This is a genomic window from Streptomyces sp. bgisy027 (assembly GCF_057710365.1).
In genome coordinates this window covers 171,906-190,366 of sequence record NZ_JBYIVZ010000008.1, presented here as the reverse complement: position 1 = coordinate 190,366, position 18,461 = coordinate 171,906, and the positions used below count along the sequence as shown (strand labels likewise).

The following is an 18,461-nucleotide window of genomic DNA, read 5'->3' as shown; positions in this document are numbered from 1 at the left end:
CGCGGTTGGACAGCGCCCCGAAGGGGCGCGAGGAACTGCGCGGCCAACCCCAACGGCTCCGCAGCCGACCGACGGCCCACCGCGGCACCCCCTTTGTCGCCCGGCGCCTTGCCCTCGGCGCAGCCCAGACCGTGGCCGTCGTCCTCCTGGTCTTCGCCCTCACCGAGGCACTGCCGGGCGACGCGGCGGTCGCCCTCGCCGGTGACCAGCCGGACCCCGCCCGCATCGCGGCGATCCGCGAGGCGATGGACCTGGACCGGCCCGCCCACGAACGCCTCACGGACTGGGCCACGGGCCTGCTGCACGGCGACTTCGGCACCTCCCTGACCTCGGGCCGCCCGGTCGCCCGGTACATCACCGACGGCTTCGGACCGACCCTCACCCTCGCCGCCCTCACCCTGGCGCTGCTGATCCCGCTCGGCCTCGGCCTCGGCGTGCTCGCCGCCCGCCACGAGGGCGGCCCCGTGGACCGGCTGGTCAGCTCGGTGACGCTGGCCGTGTACGCCGTCCCCGAGTTCGCCCTCGGAGTGCTGCTGGTGACGGTCCTCGCCCTGAAACTGGCCTGGCTGCCGCCGACGGCCGTCGGCCACGGCGCCGACCTGCTCGCCCATCCGGCGGTGCTGGTGCTGCCCGTCCTGGTTCTGCTGTCCCGCCCGGTGTGCTCCCTGTCCCGCCTGGTGCGGGCCGGCATGGTCGACGCCCTCGCCTCCCCGTACGTCGCCCACGCCCGCCGCTGCGGCGTCCCCGGCGCCCGCGTCCGCTACGCCCACGCCCTGCCGAACGCCCTCGCCCCGGCCGTCCAGCAACTCGCCCGTACCGTCGACTGGTTGCTGTGCGGAGTGATCGTCGTGGAGGCCCTCTTCGTGATCCCGGGCCTCGGGACCGTCCTGCTCGACGCCGTCGCCGAGCGCGACGTACCGGTGGTGCAGGGGCTGGCCTTGGTGTTCGGCGTGCTGACGGTCCTGCTCAACCTCGGTGCCGACCTGGTGGCCCACCGGCTCACGCCCCGGGCGGGGGTGGCCGCGTGACGCACCGCCGCTTCGCGCTCGGCCTCGGCGTGGTCGCCGTCCCGCTCGTGCTCGCCCTCCTCGGACCGTTCCTCGCGGGCGAGCCGGGGCCGCGCGCGACGTCCTTCGCCCTCGGCGACGGCCACCTGCTCGGCACCGACTTCGTGGGCCGCGACGTCCTGCGGCAGACCCTGCTGGGCGGCCGTACCGTCGTGGTCACCGCCCTCGCCGCGACCGCGCTCGCCCATCTCGTCGCCGTCCCGCTCGCGCTGGCCGGCGCGCTCACCCGGCTGCGGTGGCTGGAGGACCTGCTGATGCGCCCGCTCGACGTGCTGCTCGCCGTGCCGTCGCTGCTGCTGATCCTGCTCGTGGCCGCCGTGCTCGCGCCGGGCCCCGTGGGGCTCGCGCTGCTCGTGGCGCTGGTCAACGTGCCCGACGCGGCCCGGATCGTACGGGCCGCGGCCGGGGAGGCCGCCGCCCGCCCTGCCGTCGAGGCGCTGCGCATGCAGGGCGAGACCTGGTGGCGGATCGCCGTCGGCTACGTCGGCCGCTCGGCGCTGCGCACCCTCGCCGCCGACGCCGGGATCCGGCTGACCGGCGTGCTGTACCTGGTGTCGACGGCCGCGTTCCTCGGCGTCGGTGTCGCGCCGGACGCCGCCGACTGGGCGCTGATGGTCGACCGCAACCGCACCGGTCTGCTGGTGCAGCCCTGGGCCGTCGTGGTGCCCGCACTGCTGATCGTGGCGCTGACGACGGGCACGAACCTGCTCTTCGACGCGGCCCTTGAGAAGAGGGGGCGCCGATGAACACGCGAGAGGGGACGCCGGTGACGACAGCGGACGGGACGCCGGTGAGCCGGGCGGCGACGGATGCCGCCCTCGCCGAGATCCGCGACCTGCGCGTCGAGGTCGACGGCCGGGCGATCGTCGACGGCGTGCATGTGAAGGTGCTGCCGGGCAGGGTGACCGCTCTGGTCGGCGCCTCCGGCAGCGGCAAGACCACCACCGGCCTCGCCCTGCTCGGCGAGTACCCGCCCGGCGCCCGCGTCACGGGCGGGGTACGGCGGACCGGCGACGGCCCGGTGGGCTACGTCCCCCAGCACCCCGCCGCCGTCCTCAACCCGGCCCGCCGGGTCGGCGCCCTGCTCGATGACATCGCCCGGCCCCAGGTCCGCCACCTGCCGCGGGCACAGCGCCGTGAGGCGGCCCGCGCGCTGGTCCAGCGCGCCCTGTCGGAAGCCCAGCTCCCGGCCTCCGAGGCCCTGTTGCGCCGTCATCCGCACCAGCTCTCCGGCGGCCAGCAGCAGCGCGTCGTACTCGCGCAGGCCCTGCTGCTCGGCGCGCGGGTGATCGTCGCGGACGAACCCACCACAGGTCAGGACGCGTTGACCAAGAACCGGATCGTCGAGCAGCTGGCGGCGGTCGCGGCACGCGGCATCGCGGTCGTCCTGCTCAGCCACGACCTCGACGTGGTCCGCGCCCTCGCCGACGAGGTCCTCGTGCTGCGCGGGGGCCGCGTCGTGGAGTCGGGACCGGCGGAGCGGCTGTGGACGGCGCCCCGGCACGAGTGGACCCGCCGCCTGCTCGACGCGCGGCACGACGACCCGCCGGACGGCACAGGCGACGAGACCAGTCGATCGAGGCTGGCGGTACGGGACTTGACGGCCGTGCACGACCGCCGGACCGTCGTGCTGCGCGCCCCGCGCCTCGTCCTGCACCCCGGTGAGTGCCTCGCCGTGGTCGGCCGCTCCGGCAGCGGCAAGACCACGCTCGCCCGCTGCCTCGCGGGCCTGCACAGCGAGCACTCCGGCGAGATCCTGCTCGACGGCACACCGCTGCCGCGCAGCCTGCGCCATCGCAGCCGTGCCCAACTGGGCGCCGTGCAGTACGTGTTCCAGGACTCCCGCGCCGCCTTCGACGAGCACCGGCCGGTGCTGGCGCAGGTGGCCCGCACGGCGGTACGGCTGCGCGGCGCGGACGAACGGGCGGCCACGGACGAGGCATCGGCCACCCTGAACCGCCTCGGCCTGTCGCCGGACCTGACCCGCCGCCGCCCCGGCGAGCTCTCCGGCGGGGAACTCCAGCGCGCCGCCCTGGCCCGCGCCCTGCTCGCCCGTCCCCGCGTGCTGATCTGCGACGAGGTCACCTCCGGCCTGGACACGGTCACCCGACGCGGCATCCTCGACGTCCTCGCGGGGCTGGTCCGGGACGGCGACGGCCTGTCCCTCGTCCTCGTCACGCACGACCTGGACACGGCACGCCTGGCCCACCGCATCGCCGTCCTGGACGCGGGGGAGGTCGTCGAAGAGGGACCGGCGCAACGCGTCCTGACGGCGCCCCGGCACCCGTTCACGATCTCCCTGATGGAGACGACGGAGCGGCTGGAGACGCGGGCCCGTGGCTGAGAGCCGGCCTCCGGTCGCGTTCGCAGGAGGAGACGGGAGCCTCTGCGAGCGGCCCGAAGGCCGGCGGCTGTGGATGAGCGCGGCGCCTACGACCTGGTGGGCAGGCGTCGCCGGCGCGGACGGGCGGTGGCCCGGGCGAGCAGGATGTGGATCTGGCGGACCGCCTCGCCCGGATGGGTGGCCGCGGCGGCGAAGGGCAGGCGGGTGTCGTGGTGGGAGTCCGGCGTCTGCGAGCGGAGCACCAGGCCACGCCGGTCGAGCCGCAACGGCCGTACCGCGCACGCGCCGAGCTGCTGCTTCGCCGGGAGCAGCCGGGTGAGCGGGGCCACGGTGTCGGCGTGCGCCGCGTCCAGCCGGGCCAGCATCTCGGCCTCGTGGGTGGCCAGCGGGTCGGGCGAGGAGTGGGCCAGGTCGTCGAGGCCGATGACGGCGGCCCGGTCGTTCTCGGTGAGTACGGCCCGGGCCGGGTGGAACACCAGCGCCTTCGGGCCGAGGACGGTCAGTCGGCCGCCCAGCGTGAGCCGGGCGCGCACCCGTTCGCGTACGGCGACGGGGGCGATGTCGGTGAACTCCACCAGGGCGGTCAGATCGCCGTGCGGCGCCATGGCCGGCTCGGCCGCGAGGTGACCGTCCGGCAGGTTGTTCACCAGCAGCCGTGCCGCGGCGTCGACGGTGTGCAGGCCGATCAGTTCGACGCGATGGCCGTGCGTGGTGACGGTCAGCGAGCCGGCCGCCGCCAGCACCGAGCGGGCACGCTCGGCCGGCGTCGGCTCGGGGCAGGAGGCGGCAGACATGGGAACCTTTCGAACGCTCCAGCTAGACTTAGGTAAGCCTAACCTTATCCATTCCTGTTCCTGTTCACCAACCCGTCAGCAACAGGTGATTGACGAGCAGCGCGAGCACGGCCTGCGCCGCGAGCCAGGCGCGCGGTCTGGGCAGGAACGCGCACGCGGACAGCAGCCACAGTGTGAACGGCAGCCAGATCCGCTCCGTCTCCGCCTTGCTCATCCCGGACAGGTCCGCGACCAGCATCGCCACCAGGGCCGCGAGCACCAGAACGCCCAGCCGGAACGTGGCCGTCCGGTCCGAGGGTGCCCGGCGCAGCAGCACGGACCCGGTGCGCCGCAACCCCGCCACCGTCGCCAGGCCCACCACCAGCACCTGGCAGGCGAGGTTGGCCCACACCCAGTAGGCCTGCGGCCGGGTGCCGCCGGCGCCCTGGTTGTAGCGGGTCACCAGCAAGTCGTAAGCCTCCCACCAGTAGAAGCCCAACGCCGTGAACACGACGGGCACGACGACGAACCCCGCCAGCGCGAAGGGGAGGGGCCGGGCGCGCCGGGAGCCCAGTACGAGGACGGCGGCGGCGATCACTACGTACAGCGTCAGGCCGTACGACAGATAGACGGTGAGGCCGAACAGCAGCCCTGAGGCGAGGCCGGTCCGGCGCGGCCGGTGTCCCGTCACCGCGAGCGCGAGCAGCGCCACCGCCCAGACCGCGACCGCCGCGAAGTAGCCGTCGGCGGAGGCGCCCACCCACACCGCGGCCGGCGCCAGGACCAGGAACGGCGCGGCGCGGCGGGCGAGTCTCTCGTCGGCGAGGGCGCGGACGGTGACGAGGATGCCCAGTGCGGCGGTCGCCCCGACGAGGATGCACCAGACCCCGGCCCACGCGCCGCCGCCCAGCCCGATCCGGTCCAGGTAGACGAAGGTGAGCGTGGCCGCCGGAGGATGTCCGGCGATGTGTGCGGGCCAGTGCTCCGGCGAGGCGCCGAGCACGATGTGCGAGGTGAAGTCCCGCAGGGTCGCGGGGATGTCCTGGAAGCGGTCGATGACCTGGAGATACTCGTGCCGTGTCGTCAGCCGGCGGGCGATGCCGCGCTGCCAGCCGTCGATGAGCGCGAGTGAGAAGGTCCAGGCCGTGCCCGCTCCCCAGACGGCGAGCAGCAGCCGCCGCCAGGGCAGCCGGGCCGCCAGGGCCGGGCCGTACGCCACGACGGCGACTGCGACGGCGATCGCGGCCGGAGTGCCCGGACCGATGTGCGGTACCCAACGGGCGTACAGTGGCGGCCAGTTGACGAAGAGGGTGCCGTCCCGGTGCTCGATCACGGTGCCGACGACGGCCGCCGTCGCGAAGAGCAGGACGGCGGCCGCGGCGGCGTACAGATCGCGGCGGAGGTCCCGGCGAGCGGTGGTGCGGGTGTCGGCGGGGGCCTCGGGCAGGAGATCGCTGGTCACGACTGCGACGTTACGACGCCCGAGGTCCGCCGGACGCGTGACGGGCGGGGACGTCAGAGATTCGTCATGGTTCTCAGCGGCGTTTTCGGCCCCGGTCCGGCCTACCGTCGGCGCATGGCTCGGTCTCCCTTCTCACCTTCCTTCTGGCGCAGCCCGCTGCGCGGCCCCTGGCTCACCTCGGTGCTCGGCGTCGTCCTGCTCGGCGGGATCACGGTGCTGTTCGTGACGGGCCTCGTGTCCTACGCCGCGTACAACCCGGACCTGTCGCCGGTGAACGACAAGACCCCGGACAAGGGCATCCTCGGCTTCTACCTGTTCTCCTGGCCGACCGACCCGCACTGGCTGTACCGGCTCAACCAGGGCATCCACGTCACGCTCGGCATCGCCCTGATCCCCGTGCTGCTGGCCAAGCTGTGGTCGGTCGTGCCGAGGCTGTTCACGCTGCCGCCGGCGCGCTCGCTCGCGCACGCGCTGGAGCGGCTCTCGCTGCTGCTCCTGGTCGGCGGCGCGCTGTTCGAGTTCGTGACCGGGGTGCTCAACGTCCAGCTGGACTACATCTTCCCCGGCTCCTTCTACACGCTGCACTTCTACGGGGCGTGGGTGTTCATCGCCGCGTTCGTCGCGCACGCGGTGCTGAAGACGCCCATGGCCCTGCGGAATCTGCGTCAGCTCCGCGAGGAGCAGAACGACCTGGTCCCGCCGAGCCCCGCCGAACCGACGGTCTCCCGGCGCGGCGCCCTCTGGTTCGTCGGCGGCGGCTCACTGCTCCTGTTCGGCACGACGGTCGGCCAGAACTTCGACGGCCCCCTGCGCCGCACCGCCCTCCTCGCCCCGCACGGCGGCGCCGAGCCGGGGAGCGGGCCGGGCGGTTTCCAGATCAACAAGACGGCCGCGTACGCCGGGATCCGGGAAGCCGACACGAGCGAGGAGGTGTGGCGGCTGGTGGTCGTCGGCAGGGACGGGCACACGGTCCGCCTCACCCGCGCCGACCTGCTCGCCATGCCGCTGCACAGCGCGGCCCTGCCGATCGCGTGCGTGGAGGGCTGGTCGACGTCCGACCAGTGGTGGCGCGGCGTACGGCTACGGGACCTGGCGAGGCTGGTCGGCCCCGACGAGGACCCGCCCGACGTCCTGGTGGAGTCCCTCCAGCAGCGCGGTGCCTTCCGCCGGGCCGCCCTGCGCGCCAACCAGGTCGCCGACTCCCGCTCCCTGCTCGCCCTCTTCGTCAACGGTGAGGACCTCACCCCCGACCACGGCTACCCGGCGCGCGTCATCGTGCCCGCCGCACCCGGCGTGCTGAACACCAAGTGGGTGGCACGGCTGACCTTCGGAGACCTGTGATGCGACGCCCCGAGCTCCCCGTTCCGATCGGCAGCCCCCTTCAGATCCTCCTCCTCGCCTGCTCGTTCGCGCTCGCCGGATACGCGGGAGTGCGGCTGCTGGACGGAGACCGGTTCGAGATCGCGCTGTGGTTCGCCGGCGCGGCGATCATCCACGACATCGTCCTCGTGCCGCTGTACGGGGCGGCGGACCAGGCACTGCTGCGGACCTTCGAGGCAGCCGACCGCCGGGCCCGGATCAGCTACGTGCGAGTCCCCGCCGTCCTCTCCCTCCTGCTCCTGCTGGTGTGGTTCCCCCTGATCACCGGCCGGGTGACGCACCGCTACACCGGCGCGACGGGCCACCCCCCGGCCGACTTCGCGACCCGCTGGCTATTGCTCACGGCCGCACTGTTCGCCGCTTCGGCGACGGTGTACGCGATCGGCCGGTGGCGGTCCGGGAGCGGGAGGAGGGAACGGTCCACCGACACTCCCGCGACGTGTGACGCTCCTGACGCGGAATCCGCTTGATCCATCGGGGGCCGACGCAGGTCTCCCGGGTGATCGAGTGAACGGGTGGGGATTCCATGAGCCCAGTGGACGGGCGAGGCACGGGTGCCGGCGACGGGAGGGCCGTCGCGTGAGGGGCGCTGTTGCCGCGGCGGCCGTGCTGCTGGCCGCCGTTACGACCGGCTGTGCGGGCGCGGCGGACGAGGGGAAGCCCGTCGCGTCCGCGCAGCCCGGTCCCCGGAGTCCGCAGGCCGCCCCCGCCGATGCCGAGCCCCGCACCGTCGCGGAGTTCCTCGCCCGTGCCGAGGAGGCGATGGCCGGGGAGAAGGGCTGGACGTTCGTGGTGAAGGGCCGTGAGGGGCTGGTTCTGCGGGGCCAGGAGAGCTCCGCGACGTACACCGCCACCGTGCGCCGGTCCACGGGGGAGGCGTGGGCACTGCACTCCACCGGTGCCACCGTCAGCAAGGGCGTCAGCAGGCCCGAGGAGATCTACGTCTCCGACGGGACGGCCCACGTCAAGAAGGGCGCGGCCGGCTGGGAGCACGGGCCCGTCACCGACCCCGAGTTCGCGGACAAGGTCGAGGACCCGATCGCCGCGCTCGACGCGTTGCGGGACTACGGCGACGAGGTCACCCTCGCCAAGCCGGACGGCCGGGTCGAACTGCGCGCCCGTGCGGCGAGCGGCCCGCTGACCGGAGTCCGGGACAAGGCGGTCGTGCAGAAGGCGCTGCGTGAACTCGCCTCGACGCTGCGGCAGCTGCGCGCCGCCGGGGTCGCCGCCCCCGAGAGCGGGATCGCGGTCGAGGGCGTGGCGGAGACGCTCGTCCTCGACCCCTCGACCTACCGGGTCACGGCACATACCTTCACGTGCGCCTTCCTGATCCCGTACGACGGACAACGCATCCGGTACGAGCAGGAGGTGAGCGAGCGGACCTCGGGGACGTACGACGGGGTCGTCGCGGTGCCGGAAGGACTGGAGTGAGGGGCGTGGAGTCGCAGCAGGACGGAACACAGGACACGGTCGGGCTGATCCACCGGCCGACTCGTGCCGACATCCTCGTGGGTGTCCTGGTGCGTGAGCGCCGTCGGCGCCTGCATCTGGTGCGGTGGGGCTTCACGGGGCTGTTCGCAGCCTTCGCGGTGCTGGTGGTGGCCGCACAGCGAAGCTCCTCGCTGTCATGGGTGACCGCCGTCTTCTGCGCCGCCCTGATCTGGTCGATCCCGCATCTCCAGGCCCACCACGCGCTGCGCACCGTCTCCTGGCAGGGCGAGTACCGCACGTCCGTGAGCGGGACGGGCATCACCACCGACACCGTGCACACGACGCTCGTCCAGCGCTGGTCCGTCTTCCGCGGCTACCGCGAGACCCGCGACCACGTGGTTCTGCTCAGCCGCGACCCGAACATCCTGCTCGTGGAGGTGCTGCCCAAGCGAGGGCTGCACACTCCGCAGGACGCGGAGCGGCTACTGGACGTTCTGAGCCGCCATCTGCCCCGCGTCTGACTCAGCCGGTCACGAAGCCCGTCACGCCGCCCGCGCCGGCCACCGGAAAGCCCTCCGTACGGAGGACCCGCCGCTGCGCGTCCACCGCGAACACCTCGCAACCCGCCCGCGACGCGGCCCACTCGACACCCTCCGCGCCCATCGCGAACGCCGCCGTCGCCACCGTGTCCGCGACGGTCAGGGAGGACGCCACGACGCTCAGCGAGAGCAGTCCCGTCGCCGGACGCCCCGTGCGGCCGTCGATGATGTGGTCGCCGCGCTCGTAGCGCGCGGACGTCGCGATCGCCCCGTCCGTCAACTCGGCCACCGTGCACAGCTTGTCGGCCTGCTCGGGGTGCCGTACCCCCACCCGCCACGGCCCGCCGGACGCGACCACGTCACCGCCGGCGTTGAGCACGAACCGCCGCGCACCGGCCGCCCGCAGCAACTCGGCCGCCCGCTGCACGGACCAGCCCTTCACCACCGCGCACGGATCGAGCCCGCGCCCCGGAAGCCGTACGTCGAAGGCGCCGCCGGTGGCGACCCGGTACTCCTCGCACAGCCCCAGCACCTCGCCGAGATCGGCGCTGACGTCGCGGAGCGCGATCTCACCCCGGTCGAGCCGGCGCACCTCGCTGTCCGCCTTGAACGGGCTGAACCGGGCGTCGGCCTCGCGCAGCCACGCGAACACGGCGTCGGCGGACTCCGGCCCCACGTGCGCGTCGTCGACCCGCAGCGAGACCGGGAAGCCCATCACATGCTCGACGCGGTGCACGTCACGCACCCTTCGCGTCGATGGCGGCCTGGAGCGACTCCTTGTAGCCGTCGCTGGTGATCGTGGCGCCGGAGACGGTGTCGATGTCGCTGCTCTGGGCCTTGAGGGTCTCGGCGACGAGCTGCGGGACCGCGGCCGTGGTCTGCGGGTGGTTCGGCTGCTGGAGCATCTTCACGGCCGTGATCCGGTCGCCGTCGAAGGTCACCTGGACCTGCACCGGGCCCTTGTCGGTAGTCACCGTCGAGCCCTTGACCACCGTGTCGGCGGACGAGCCGGCCTCCGACGAGCCGGCCTCCGACGAGCCGGCCTCCTGCGACGGGGTCGAGGCCGGGGAGGCGGTCTGGGTGGTGGCCGTGCCGAGGGACGGCTCGTAGCGCCAGACCGGGATCAGGCCCACCACGCTCAGGACCAGGACAGGTACTGCTCGCTTCATGATCTCTTCCCGTCCTCTCAGCCGGCCAGGCTGAAGCGCTCGAAGTGGACCTGCTCCTTGGGCACGCCCACCTCGCGCAGGCTGCCGATCACCGCGTTCATCATCGGCGGCGGCCCGCACAGGAAGACGTCCCGGTCGGTGATGTCCGGGACCAGCCGCGTCAGCTCGGCCGGCGCCAGCTTGTCCGGCGTGGCCGGACCGGTCACCAGATGCAGCTCGGCGCCCTTGGCGCGGGCGAGTTCGACCAGTTCGCCGTACAGGACCGCGTCCTGGTCCGAGGCGACCCGGTAGATCACCACCGCGTGGCCGTGCAGCTCCTCCAGCAGCGCCCGGATCGGGGTGACGCCGACGCCGCCCGCGATGAGCACGGTCTCCGGCCTGGTGCGGTGCAGCGCGGTGAAGGCGCCGTAGGGGCCTTCCGCGAAGACGCGGGTGCCGACCTTGAGCTGACGCAGGGCCGCGGAGCCGTCGCCGGCCGCCTTGGCGGTGAGACGCAGCCGGTCGCCGTCCGGTGCGGCCGACAGGGAGAACGGGTTCGCCTGCCACCAGCGGTCCTTCGTCAGGAACCGCCACAGGAAGAACTGCCCGGCCCGCGCGGGCAGCCGGTCCAGGTCACGGCCGGTGATGTAGATCGAGACGACGTTGTGGGACTCGGGGACGACGGCCTCGACCCGGAACCGGTGACGCCGGTTCCGCCACAGCGGCAGGACCAGGCGGCCGGTGAACACCGAGGCGAGGGCGACGCCCCACACTCCGTACCAGTACGCCGTGGCGGCGGGCGACGACGTGAAGGACGTACCGACGGCGACCTGGTGCGTGAACGCCAGGACCACCGCGACATAGGTGTAGAGGTGGATGAAGTGCCAGGTCTCGTACGCCAGCCGGCGCCGGGCGAACCGGGCCGACACCGCGCCGACCACGATGATGATCCCCAGCGCGACGACGGCACGCAGCACGCCCTCGACGGTCTCCGCGAGGTCGGTCAGCTGGTTCACCGGGTCCAGCGAGGACGACTCGGCGTAGCCGAAGGTGATGAACACGGCGTGCGCGAGGAGGGCCCACAGGACGCCGAAGCCCGTCCAGCGGTGCCAGGACGTCAGCCGGTCCATGCCGATACGGCGGTCCAGCCACGGCAGGCGGGCCACCAGCAGCAGCTGGAAGGCCATGAGCAGCGCACCGCACAGGCCGGTGAGACGGCCGGTCACGATGAGCGCGTTGGAGGCGAAACCGGCGGCGAAGAAGAAGTAGAGCACCACGGCCACGTTCGCGGCCAGCACGGCGTACAGACCCGTGCGGGCGACGACCCCGGGGCGTATCGCCGTGGGGGGCGCGGGGGGCGATTGGACGGTCGTCACGTGCGACAGCTCCTTGATCTCATCTGTGGATACCGAGCTTGTCCGGCCGGAGCTGTCGAAAAGCTGTCGTACCTCTGTCAGCTGATTATCGATGTGGTCGCGGTCCGCCACCCGGCCCCGAGCACCGGTGCCGGGTACCGCACTATGAACGGGTGGAGAAAGTACGTCTTCTGGTCGTGGACGACGACCCGCCCATCGCCGACCTCGTCGCGACGGTCGCCCGCTACGAGGGCTGGGAGGCGGCCACCGCGAACTCCGGCGAGGAGGCGCTGCGGCTGGCCGCCGAGTTCCACCCGGACATCGTGGTGCTGGATCTGATGCTGCCCGATGTCGACGGCTTCGGCGTCCTGGACCGGCTGCGGGCCGCCGGGACGATGGTGCCCGTGGTGTTCCTCACTGCCCGCGACGGGGTCGCCGACCGGGTGGCCGGACTGACCCGCGGCGGGGACGACTACCTGGTCAAACCGTTCGCGGTGGAGGAGCTGATGGCCCGGCTGCGCACCGTGCTGCGGCGCAGCACGGGTCCCGGCTTCCAGCGTTCCGTCCTTCGGGTGGCCGACCTGACGATGGACGAGGACACCCGCGAGGTCCGCCGCGGCGAGAAGCTGCTCACGCTCACGCCGACGGAGTACGAGGTGCTGCGCTATCTGATGCGCAAGTCGCCGACCGTGCTCACCAAGGCGCAGATCCTCGACCATGTCTGGGAGTACGGCTTCGGCGGCCGCTCGAACGTCGTCGAGCTGGTCGTCAGCAGGCTGCGCCGCAAGCTCGACGACAGCGGCGCCCCGCTGATCCACACCGTGCGCGGCTTCGGGTACGTGATCCGGCAGGCGGCCGAGTGAGCGGGCGGCTGCGGCGGGCGTATCGCGGGATGCGGCTCGGGACCCGGCTGGCGCTGGGGCTCGGCGTGCTGTCGATGGTGGTGTTCGCCGTCGTCGGCACGGCCCTGACGACGTACATGCGCGACTACCTCTCGGCGCAGCTCGACACCCAGCTCGCGCAGGGCCAGGTCGCCCAGTCCAAGTCCATCGCGGACTACGGCACGCTCTCCGGCAAGAAGTACTACAGCTGGTACTACGCCGTGTACGACGTCTCGGACGGCGAGCCCGTGCTGCGCCGGCCGGAGGACCCGGCGGACGTTCCGGCCGACGTCGACGACTTCACCTCCCTGGCCCGCGCGCAGACCGCCGCGAGCACCGAGGTCCTGCGCACCGAGCACCTGAGGGGCAAGGGCGAGTACCGGCTGCGCGCCTGCGAGGTCGAGCCGGGTGTGGTGCTGGTCAGCGCGGCACCGATGGAGGACATCGAGGACACCGTCGGTCAGCTGATCACCATCCAGGCCGTCACCTTCGGCCTCGCGCTGCTCGCGCTCGTGGTGCTCGGACGGGGGATGCTGCGCCGGGGACTGAAGCCGCTGAGCGACATGGCGCACACCGCCCGCGGCATCACCTCGCACGACCTGACCGACTCGGGGCGGCTGCCGGTGCGGCACGACGGGCGCGGCGGCGGGCCCGAGGTGGAGGAGCTGCGCACCGCGTTCAACACCATGCTGGAGCACATCGACGACTCGCTCGCGGTCCGAGCGGAGGCCGAGCAGCGACTGCGCCGCTTCGTCGCGGACGCCTCGCACGAACTGCGCACCCCGCTGATGTCGGTGCGCGGCTACGCCGACCTGTTCCAGTACGCGGCCGCCAACGCCCCCGAGGAACGCGACCGGCACCTTGCCCGGCTGCGCGCGGAGGCCGCCCGGATGGGCTTCCTCCTCGACGACCTGCTGCTGCTCGCCCGTCTCGACGCCGCGGAGGTCGAGACGCCGCTGCGGCTTCAGGAGGCCGATCTGGTGGACCTGGTCGAGCAGGCGGCGGACGCCTTCCGCGTCACCCACGCCGACCACCCGCTGACCGTGGCCCCCGGTCCCGGCAGCCTCTTGCTGCGCCTGGACCCCCAGCGCATCCGCCAGGTCCTGGACAACCTGCTCACCAACGCGGCGATGCACACCCCGGCCGGCACCGAGGTGTCCGTGGCGGTGTCGCTGATCGGCGACGCCGCGCAGGTCCGGATCGCCGACGCCGGCCCCGGCATCCCGCCCGCCGACCGGCAGCGGGTCTTCGACCGCTTCTACCGCGTCGACAAGGCCCGCAGCCGCGACCGCGGCGGCAGCGGCCTGGGCCTCGCGGTCGCCCAGTCACTGGTACGGGCACACGGCGGCCGCGTCGACCTGACGAGCGAGCCGGGGGCGACGGTGTTCACGGTGACCGTCCCGCTGACCGTCGCAGCCCTTACGAAGTCATGACGTGACCGGCGCGCGTGGACCGTCGCCACCGCTCCCGGCCCTAGCGTGACGGCATGCGCGTACTTGTCACCGGCGGTGCCGGGTTCATCGGGTCCCATGTCGTCGAGGCGCTCGCGGCCCGCGGGCACGAGCCCGTCGGGTACGACGTCCGCAGCGACCCCGCGTCGGACGTACGGGACACCGACGCCGTCCGCCGCGCCCTGACCGGCGTCGACGCCGTCTGCCACCAGGCCGCGATGGTCGGCCTCGGCACCGGATTCGCCGACGCCGTGGAGTACGTCTCCCGCAACGACCTCGGCACCGCCGCCCTGCTCACCGCCATGGCCGACACGGGCGTACGGCGGCTGGTGCTGGCCGGTTCGATGGTCGTGTACGGGGAGGGCCGCTACGAGTGCGGGCGGCACGGTGTCGTACGGCCCGGACCGCGTGCCGTCGCCGATCTGGATGCGGGCCGCTTCGAGCCGCCGTGCCCGGTGTGCGGAGCCCAACTCTCGCCCGGGCTGGTCGGCGAGGACGCACCGGCCGACCCCCGCAACGTGTACGCGACGACCAAGCTCGCCCAGGAGCACCTGGCGGCGGCGTGGGCGCGCGCGACGGGCGGCACGGCGGTGTCGCTGCGCTACCACAACGTCTACGGCCCCGGGATGCCCCGCGACACCCCCTACGCCGGGGTCGCCTCCTTCTTCCGCTCGGCACTCGCCCGCGGCGAGGCACCACGCGTCTTCGAGGACGGCCGCCAGCGGCGGGACTTCGTCCACGTACGGGACGTCGCCGCCGCCAACGTGTCGGCGCTGGAGGCGAGCGGGGCGGACGGTGCCCTCACGGTGTACAACACCGGCAGCGGCGACCCGCACACCGTCGGCGAGATGGCCCGCGCGCTCGCGGCGGCCCACGGCGGCCCCGAACCGGTCGTGACGGGGGAGTACCGGCTCGGCGACGTACGGCACATCACCGCGGACTCGGCGCGGCTGCGGGCCGAGTCGGGGTGGAAGGCGGAGGTGGGCTTCGAGGAGGGAATGCGGGAGTTCGCCGAAGCGGGGATGCGCACGGCGTAGCCTGCGGACCGGTGGTGCTGCCCGCGTTCACGAAGCGGCGGCGGGCAGCACCACCTCGAAACGGCAGCCGCCGGGGACGTTCCGTACGGTGGTCCGCCCCTGGTGGGCCTCCACGATGCCCCGCACGATGGCGAGGCCGAGCCCGGCCCCCGCCGGGGGCGTACGGGCGTGCGTGCCGCGCCAGCCGGTGTCGAAGACGCGCGGCAGGTCCTCCTCGGGGATGCCGCCGCAGCCGTCGGTCACGGACAGCACGACACCATCCGGGGAGCGTACGGCCGCGACGGCGACCGTGCCGTCGGCCGGGGTGCGCCGGATGGCGTTGACCAGCAGATTGCCCAGGACGCGGCTCATCTCCCTGCCGTCCACCTCCACCGGCACGCCCTCGACCCCTTCGCCGACCAGCCGGACGCCGTGCTCGCGGGCCAGCGCGTCCGCTCCCGAGAGGGCGTCGCCCACCAGGTCGTACAGGGACATCCGGGCGAGCGAGAGGGTCAGGGTCCCGGCGTGTATCCGGGAGAGCTCGAAGAGGTCGCCGACCATGCCGTTGAGGCGCTCGACCTCCATCCGGATCTGCTTGAGGTAGCGGTCGGGGTCCGCGGCCACCCCGTCCTCCAACGCCTCCGCCATCGCCCGCAGGCCGGCCAGCGGGGTGCGCAGATCGTGGGAGATCCAGGCGACGAGCTCGCGCCGGGAGGTCTCGAGGGCCCGTTCGCGCTCGCGGGACTCGGCCAGTCTCGCGCTGGTCGCCTCCAACTCCCGGCTCACCGCGGCCAGTTCGGCGGTGGCGGGGCCGTCGGGGGAGGTGAAGTCGCCGCCGTCGCCGAAGGAGCGGGCGGCGAGCGCCAGGGCGTGGCTGCGGGCGGCGACCCAGCGGCCGAGCAGCAGGGCGGTGGCCAGGGAGACCACGGCGGCCATGGCGACGACGGTCGTGACGACGCTCAGGTCGTGCCCGGACAGGAACATCGCCTGGGCCACCGCGAGGGTGCCCGCGAGCATCGCGGTGACGCCGACGCCCGCGACCACGGTCAGATGCGCGATCAGCGAGCGGCGCCGGATCAGCAGCAGCACGCACGCGCCGAGCACGCCGGCCGCGGCGGCGCCGAGGAAGGCGAAGAGGGCGATCAGGAGGGTGTCGCGCACGGTCAGGCCTCCGGGGCTTGCGGGCCGGGGGCGTGGGTGGTGCCGGGCACTTCGCCGGCACGGTCCCCGTCGCTCGCGTCGAAGCGGTAGCCCACGCCCCACACGGTCTGGACGAGCCGCGGCCGGGCCGGGTCGTCCTCGACCTTGCCGCGCAGCCGTCGTACATGGACCGTGACGGTCGACAGGTCGCCGAAGTCCCAGCCCCACACCTCACGCATCAGGTCCTCCCGGCTGTAGACCCGCCCGGGGTGCCGCAGGAAGAACGCGAGGAGGTCGAACTCGCGGGTGGTGAGGGCGAGTTCGGTGCCGTCCTTGGTGGCGCGGCGGGCCGCCGGGTCGACCGAGAGCCCGGCCGCGCGCAGCGTGCCCGACGCCTGGACGGGGCCGGTGCGGCGCAGCACCGACTGGACGCGCAGCACGAGTTCGCGGGGGCTGAAGGGCTTGGTGACGTAGTCGTCGGCGCCGACCTCCAGGCCGAGGATGCGGTCGTCCTCGTCGCCGCGCGCGGTGAGCATGATGACCGGCACGGGGCCGCGGCCACGAATGCGGCGGCACACTTCCAGGCCGTCCATGCCGGGCAGCATCAGGTCCAGGACGACGAGGTCGGGCCAGTGCGCGGCGGCCCGGGCGAGGGCGTCGGGCCCGTCGCCGGCGCGGTCCACGACATAGCCGGCGCGATCGAGGTACCCGGTGACGATCTCGGCGACGGTGGGGTCGTCGTCGACGACCAGGACGCGGGCTCCGGCCCCGCCCCCTTCCGCTGCCCCTGCCTGCGAGTACGGCTGTTGCTGCTCCATGCCGCCAAGCCTCGCACTCCGCGCGCGCGAGTGCGGCCGACGGGGCCCGACGTCCTTGTTTCGTAAGGACCAGTAGCCCGAAATGGCCGTTTCGTACTCGTAGAGTGAAAGCCGTGACGACCGCATCCGCAGGACCGAACCCACCCCGCACCCCGTCCGTGGACGTCGTGCTCCCCTGTCTCGACGAGGCCGAGGCGCTGCCCTGGGTCCTGGAGCGCATCCCGCCCGGATGGCGGGCGCTGGTCGTGGACAACGGCTCCACGGACGGCTCGGCCGAGGTCGCGAGGGCGCTCGGGGCGAGGGTCGTCCGGGAGGAGCGGCGCGGGTTCGGTGCCGCCTGCCACGCGGGGCTGACCGTCGCCACGGCCGACATCGTCTGCTTCTGCGACTGCGACGCCACGCTCGACCCGGGCGACCTGGTGCCCTTCGTACGGCGGATCGCGGCGGGCGAGTCCGATCTGGTCCTCGGCCGGCGCCGCCCGGCGGCCCGCGGTGCCTGGCCGTTGCGGGCCCGGGCCGGCAACCTCGCCGTCACCCGCCTCCTCCACCGCCGCACCGGCCTGCGCCTGCACGACCTGGGCCCACTGCGCGCCGCCCGCCGCGAGCACCTGCTCGCCCTCGGCCTGACGGACCGGCGCAGCGGCTACCCGCTCCAGATGGTCGTCCGCGCCGCCGACGCGGGCTGGCGGATCGCGGAGTACGACGTCCCGTACCGCCCGCGCACCGGCGCCTCGAAGGTGACCGGCACCTGGCGGGGGACGTGGCAGGCGGTGCGGGACATGAGCCGGGTACTGGCGGACGGCGAGAGGGCGGGGGAGTCGCTCACGCGGGCGCCGGCGCCCGTGTCCGCCGGCCGTCCTGGCCTCGGCGGCGGGGCCGACACCGCGCCTGCGCCCACCCACCGTCCCGGCCTCGACGCCCCCGCACGGAAGGGAACCCGCCCGTGACCACGCTCCTCGTCATCGCCAAGGAGCCCCGGCCGGGCCGGGTGAAGACCAGGCTGACGCCGCCCTTCACCCCCGAGGAGGCAGCCGCGCTCGCCGAGGCGTCCCTCGCGGACACGCTGGACGCCGTCGCGCGCACGCCCGCGCGACGCCGGGTGCTGGTGCTGGAAGGAACACCGGGCCCCTGGCTGCCGGACGGCTTCGAGGTCGTACCGCAGTGCCCGGGCGGCCTCGACGAACGGCTGGCCGCCGCCTTCGCGGGCTGCGAGGGACCGGCGCTGCTCATCGGCATGGACACCCCGCAGGTGACGCCGGACCTGCTGACGGTGGACTGGTCCGACTGCGACGCCTGCTTCGGCCCCGCCGACGACGGCGGATTCTGGGCACTCGGGCTCGCCGAACCGGACCCGTCCCGCCTGCGCGGCGTCCCGATGTCGACAGCGCACACGGGCGCCGCCCAGCGGGCCCGCCTCGGGGACCTGCGGGTGCGGGACCTGCCGCGGCTGCGGGACGTCGACACGGCGTACGACGCCGAACTGGTCGCCAGGACGGCCCCGACCGGCCGCTTCGCCACCGCACTCGCCCGCCTCGCCCCGGTCGTGCGCCGATGACGGGCCTGCGCCGCCTGACGGCGACATGGATAGCCCGCCAGCCGACCACCCGACCCCCGGGCCCTGCGGCTACCGGCTCGGGCACCGTCTCGGAGCGGTCG

19 protein-coding genes are annotated in these 18,461 nt (G+C 73.8%); 12 read left to right on the top strand and 7 right to left on the bottom strand.

Features of this window, described 5'->3' with window-relative positions; genetic code table 11:
* Positions 1 to 35: 35 nt before the first annotated feature.
* The 3 genes from AC3ETA_RS11225 to AC3ETA_RS11215 are packed head-to-tail and all read left to right on the top strand — an operon-like array spanning position 36 to position 3,411.
* Positions 36 to 1,028 carry an ABC transporter permease gene (locus AC3ETA_RS11225; protein WP_432192745.1) on the top strand — a complete coding sequence of 331 codons (993 nt, stop codon included), beginning with the start codon at positions 36 to 38 and terminating at the stop codon, positions 1,026 to 1,028.
* A complete protein-coding gene (locus tag AC3ETA_RS11220; RefSeq protein WP_432192687.1) occupies positions 1,025 to 1,813 on the top strand; it encodes an ABC transporter permease in 789 nt (262 codons plus the stop codon). The genes AC3ETA_RS11225 and AC3ETA_RS11220 overlap by 4 nt, the downstream gene beginning before the upstream one ends.
* Entirely contained in the window at positions 1,810 to 3,411 is a 1,602-nt protein-coding gene (locus tag AC3ETA_RS11215; protein WP_432192686.1) for an ABC transporter ATP-binding protein, read from the top strand. Before AC3ETA_RS11220 ends, AC3ETA_RS11215 begins: the two co-directional genes overlap by 4 nt.
* A gap of 86 nt (positions 3,412 to 3,497) precedes the next feature.
* On the opposite strand, the gene AC3ETA_RS11210 is transcribed toward AC3ETA_RS11215, so the two are convergent.
* On the bottom strand, positions 3,498 to 4,205 hold the full coding sequence (locus tag AC3ETA_RS11210; RefSeq protein WP_432192685.1) for a DUF2470 domain-containing protein: 708 nt from the start codon (positions 4,203 to 4,205) through the stop codon (positions 3,498 to 3,500).
* 64 nt (positions 4,206 to 4,269) lie between these two features.
* Positions 4,270 to 5,646: a hypothetical protein gene (locus tag AC3ETA_RS11205; RefSeq protein ID WP_432192684.1), complete on the bottom strand. Its 1,377-nt coding sequence runs from the start codon at positions 5,644 to 5,646 to the stop codon at positions 4,270 to 4,272.
* 114 nt (positions 5,647 to 5,760) lie between these two features.
* Here AC3ETA_RS11205 and AC3ETA_RS11200 point away from each other — a divergent pair, with 114 nt between their 5' ends.
* From AC3ETA_RS11200 to AC3ETA_RS11185, 4 genes are all read left to right on the top strand, one after another.
* Positions 5,761 to 6,987, top strand: coding sequence for a molybdopterin-dependent oxidoreductase (locus AC3ETA_RS11200; protein WP_432192683.1), 1,227 nt, complete (start codon positions 5,761 to 5,763; stop codon positions 6,985 to 6,987).
* Positions 6,987 to 7,496, top strand: coding sequence for a hypothetical protein (locus AC3ETA_RS11195; RefSeq protein WP_432192682.1), 510 nt, complete (start codon positions 6,987 to 6,989; stop codon positions 7,494 to 7,496). The genes AC3ETA_RS11200 and AC3ETA_RS11195 overlap by 1 nt, the downstream gene beginning before the upstream one ends.
* A 109-nt stretch (positions 7,497 to 7,605) precedes the next feature.
* Entirely contained in the window at positions 7,606 to 8,457 is an 852-nt protein-coding gene (locus AC3ETA_RS11190; RefSeq protein ID WP_432192681.1) for a hypothetical protein, read from the top strand.
* Positions 8,458 to 8,462: 5 nt separating this feature from the next.
* Complete coding sequence (locus AC3ETA_RS11185) at positions 8,463 to 8,978, top strand: YcxB family protein (protein ID WP_432192680.1); 516 nt, start codon at positions 8,463 to 8,465, stop codon at positions 8,976 to 8,978.
* 1 nt (position 8,979) lies between these two features.
* On the opposite strand, the gene AC3ETA_RS11180 is transcribed toward AC3ETA_RS11185, so the two are convergent.
* Genes AC3ETA_RS11180 through AC3ETA_RS11170 form a run of 3 tightly spaced genes read right to left on the bottom strand, consistent with a single transcriptional unit; the run spans position 8,980 to position 11,520 of the window.
* Positions 8,980 to 9,732 carry an FAD:protein FMN transferase gene (locus AC3ETA_RS11180; protein ID WP_432192679.1) on the bottom strand — a complete coding sequence of 251 codons (753 nt, stop codon included), beginning with the start codon at positions 9,730 to 9,732 and terminating at the stop codon, positions 8,980 to 8,982.
* Between the two features lies 1 nt (position 9,733).
* Complete coding sequence (locus AC3ETA_RS11175) at positions 9,734 to 10,165, bottom strand: FMN-binding protein (RefSeq protein WP_432192678.1); 432 nt, start codon at positions 10,163 to 10,165, stop codon at positions 9,734 to 9,736.
* A gap of 17 nt (positions 10,166 to 10,182) precedes the next feature.
* Entirely contained in the window at positions 10,183 to 11,520 is a 1,338-nt protein-coding gene (locus tag AC3ETA_RS11170) for a ferredoxin reductase family protein (protein ID WP_432192677.1), read from the bottom strand.
* 152 nt (positions 11,521 to 11,672) lie between these two features.
* On the opposite strand from AC3ETA_RS11170, the gene AC3ETA_RS11165 reads away from it, so the two are divergent.
* Genes AC3ETA_RS11165 through AC3ETA_RS11155 form a run of 3 tightly spaced genes read left to right on the top strand, consistent with a single transcriptional unit; the run spans position 11,673 to position 14,868 of the window.
* Entirely contained in the window at positions 11,673 to 12,362 is a 690-nt protein-coding gene (locus tag AC3ETA_RS11165; protein WP_432192676.1) for a response regulator transcription factor, read from the top strand.
* Positions 12,359 to 13,813: a sensor histidine kinase gene (locus tag AC3ETA_RS11160; RefSeq protein ID WP_432192675.1), complete on the top strand. Its 1,455-nt coding sequence runs from the start codon at positions 12,359 to 12,361 to the stop codon at positions 13,811 to 13,813. The genes AC3ETA_RS11165 and AC3ETA_RS11160 overlap by 4 nt, the downstream gene beginning before the upstream one ends.
* A gap of 53 nt (positions 13,814 to 13,866) precedes the next feature.
* On the top strand, positions 13,867 to 14,868 hold the full coding sequence (locus tag AC3ETA_RS11155; protein ID WP_432192674.1) for an NAD-dependent epimerase/dehydratase family protein: 1,002 nt from the start codon (positions 13,867 to 13,869) through the stop codon (positions 14,866 to 14,868).
* Between the two features lie 27 nt (positions 14,869 to 14,895).
* Here the strand turns inward: AC3ETA_RS11155 and AC3ETA_RS11150 are convergent, their stop codons facing one another.
* Both AC3ETA_RS11150 and AC3ETA_RS11145 read right to left on the bottom strand, forming a co-directional pair.
* Entirely contained in the window at positions 14,896 to 16,008 is a 1,113-nt protein-coding gene (locus AC3ETA_RS11150; RefSeq protein WP_432192673.1) for a sensor histidine kinase, read from the bottom strand.
* A 2-nt stretch (positions 16,009 to 16,010) separates the two neighbouring features.
* Positions 16,011 to 16,805: a response regulator transcription factor gene (locus AC3ETA_RS11145; RefSeq protein WP_432192672.1), complete on the bottom strand. Its 795-nt coding sequence runs from the start codon at positions 16,803 to 16,805 to the stop codon at positions 16,011 to 16,013.
* A gap of 104 nt (positions 16,806 to 16,909) precedes the next feature.
* On the opposite strand from AC3ETA_RS11145, the gene AC3ETA_RS11140 reads away from it, so the two are divergent.
* Positions 16,910 to 17,752: a glycosyltransferase family 2 protein gene (locus tag AC3ETA_RS11140; RefSeq protein WP_432192671.1), complete on the top strand. Its 843-nt coding sequence runs from the start codon at positions 16,910 to 16,912 to the stop codon at positions 17,750 to 17,752.
* Positions 17,749 to 18,360 carry a TIGR04282 family arsenosugar biosynthesis glycosyltransferase gene (locus tag AC3ETA_RS11135; protein ID WP_432192670.1) on the top strand — a complete coding sequence of 204 codons (612 nt, stop codon included), beginning with the start codon at positions 17,749 to 17,751 and terminating at the stop codon, positions 18,358 to 18,360. The genes AC3ETA_RS11140 and AC3ETA_RS11135 overlap by 4 nt, the downstream gene beginning before the upstream one ends.
* Positions 18,361 to 18,461: the final 101 nt, after the last annotated feature.

Excerpts from the sequence above, each read along its gene's own strand:
- AC3ETA_RS11215 (WP_432192686.1), top strand. The coding sequence starts at position 1,810 with ATGAACACGCGAGAGGGGACGCCGGTGACGACAGCGGACGGGACGCCG.
- AC3ETA_RS11210 (WP_432192685.1), bottom strand. The coding sequence starts at position 4,205 with ATGTCTGCCGCCTCCTGCCCCGAGCCGACGCCGGCCGAGCGTGCCCGC.
- AC3ETA_RS11200 (WP_432192683.1), top strand. The coding sequence starts at position 5,761 with ATGGCTCGGTCTCCCTTCTCACCTTCCTTCTGGCGCAGCCCGCTGCGC.
- AC3ETA_RS11195 (WP_432192682.1), top strand. The coding sequence starts at position 6,987 with ATGCGACGCCCCGAGCTCCCCGTTCCGATCGGCAGCCCCCTTCAGATC.
- AC3ETA_RS11175 (WP_432192678.1), bottom strand. The coding sequence starts at position 10,165 with ATGAAGCGAGCAGTACCTGTCCTGGTCCTGAGCGTGGTGGGCCTGATC.
- AC3ETA_RS11155 (WP_432192674.1), top strand. The coding sequence starts at position 13,867 with ATGCGCGTACTTGTCACCGGCGGTGCCGGGTTCATCGGGTCCCATGTC.
- AC3ETA_RS11145 (WP_432192672.1), bottom strand. The coding sequence starts at position 16,805 with ATGGAGCAGCAACAGCCGTACTCGCAGGCAGGGGCAGCGGAAGGGGGC.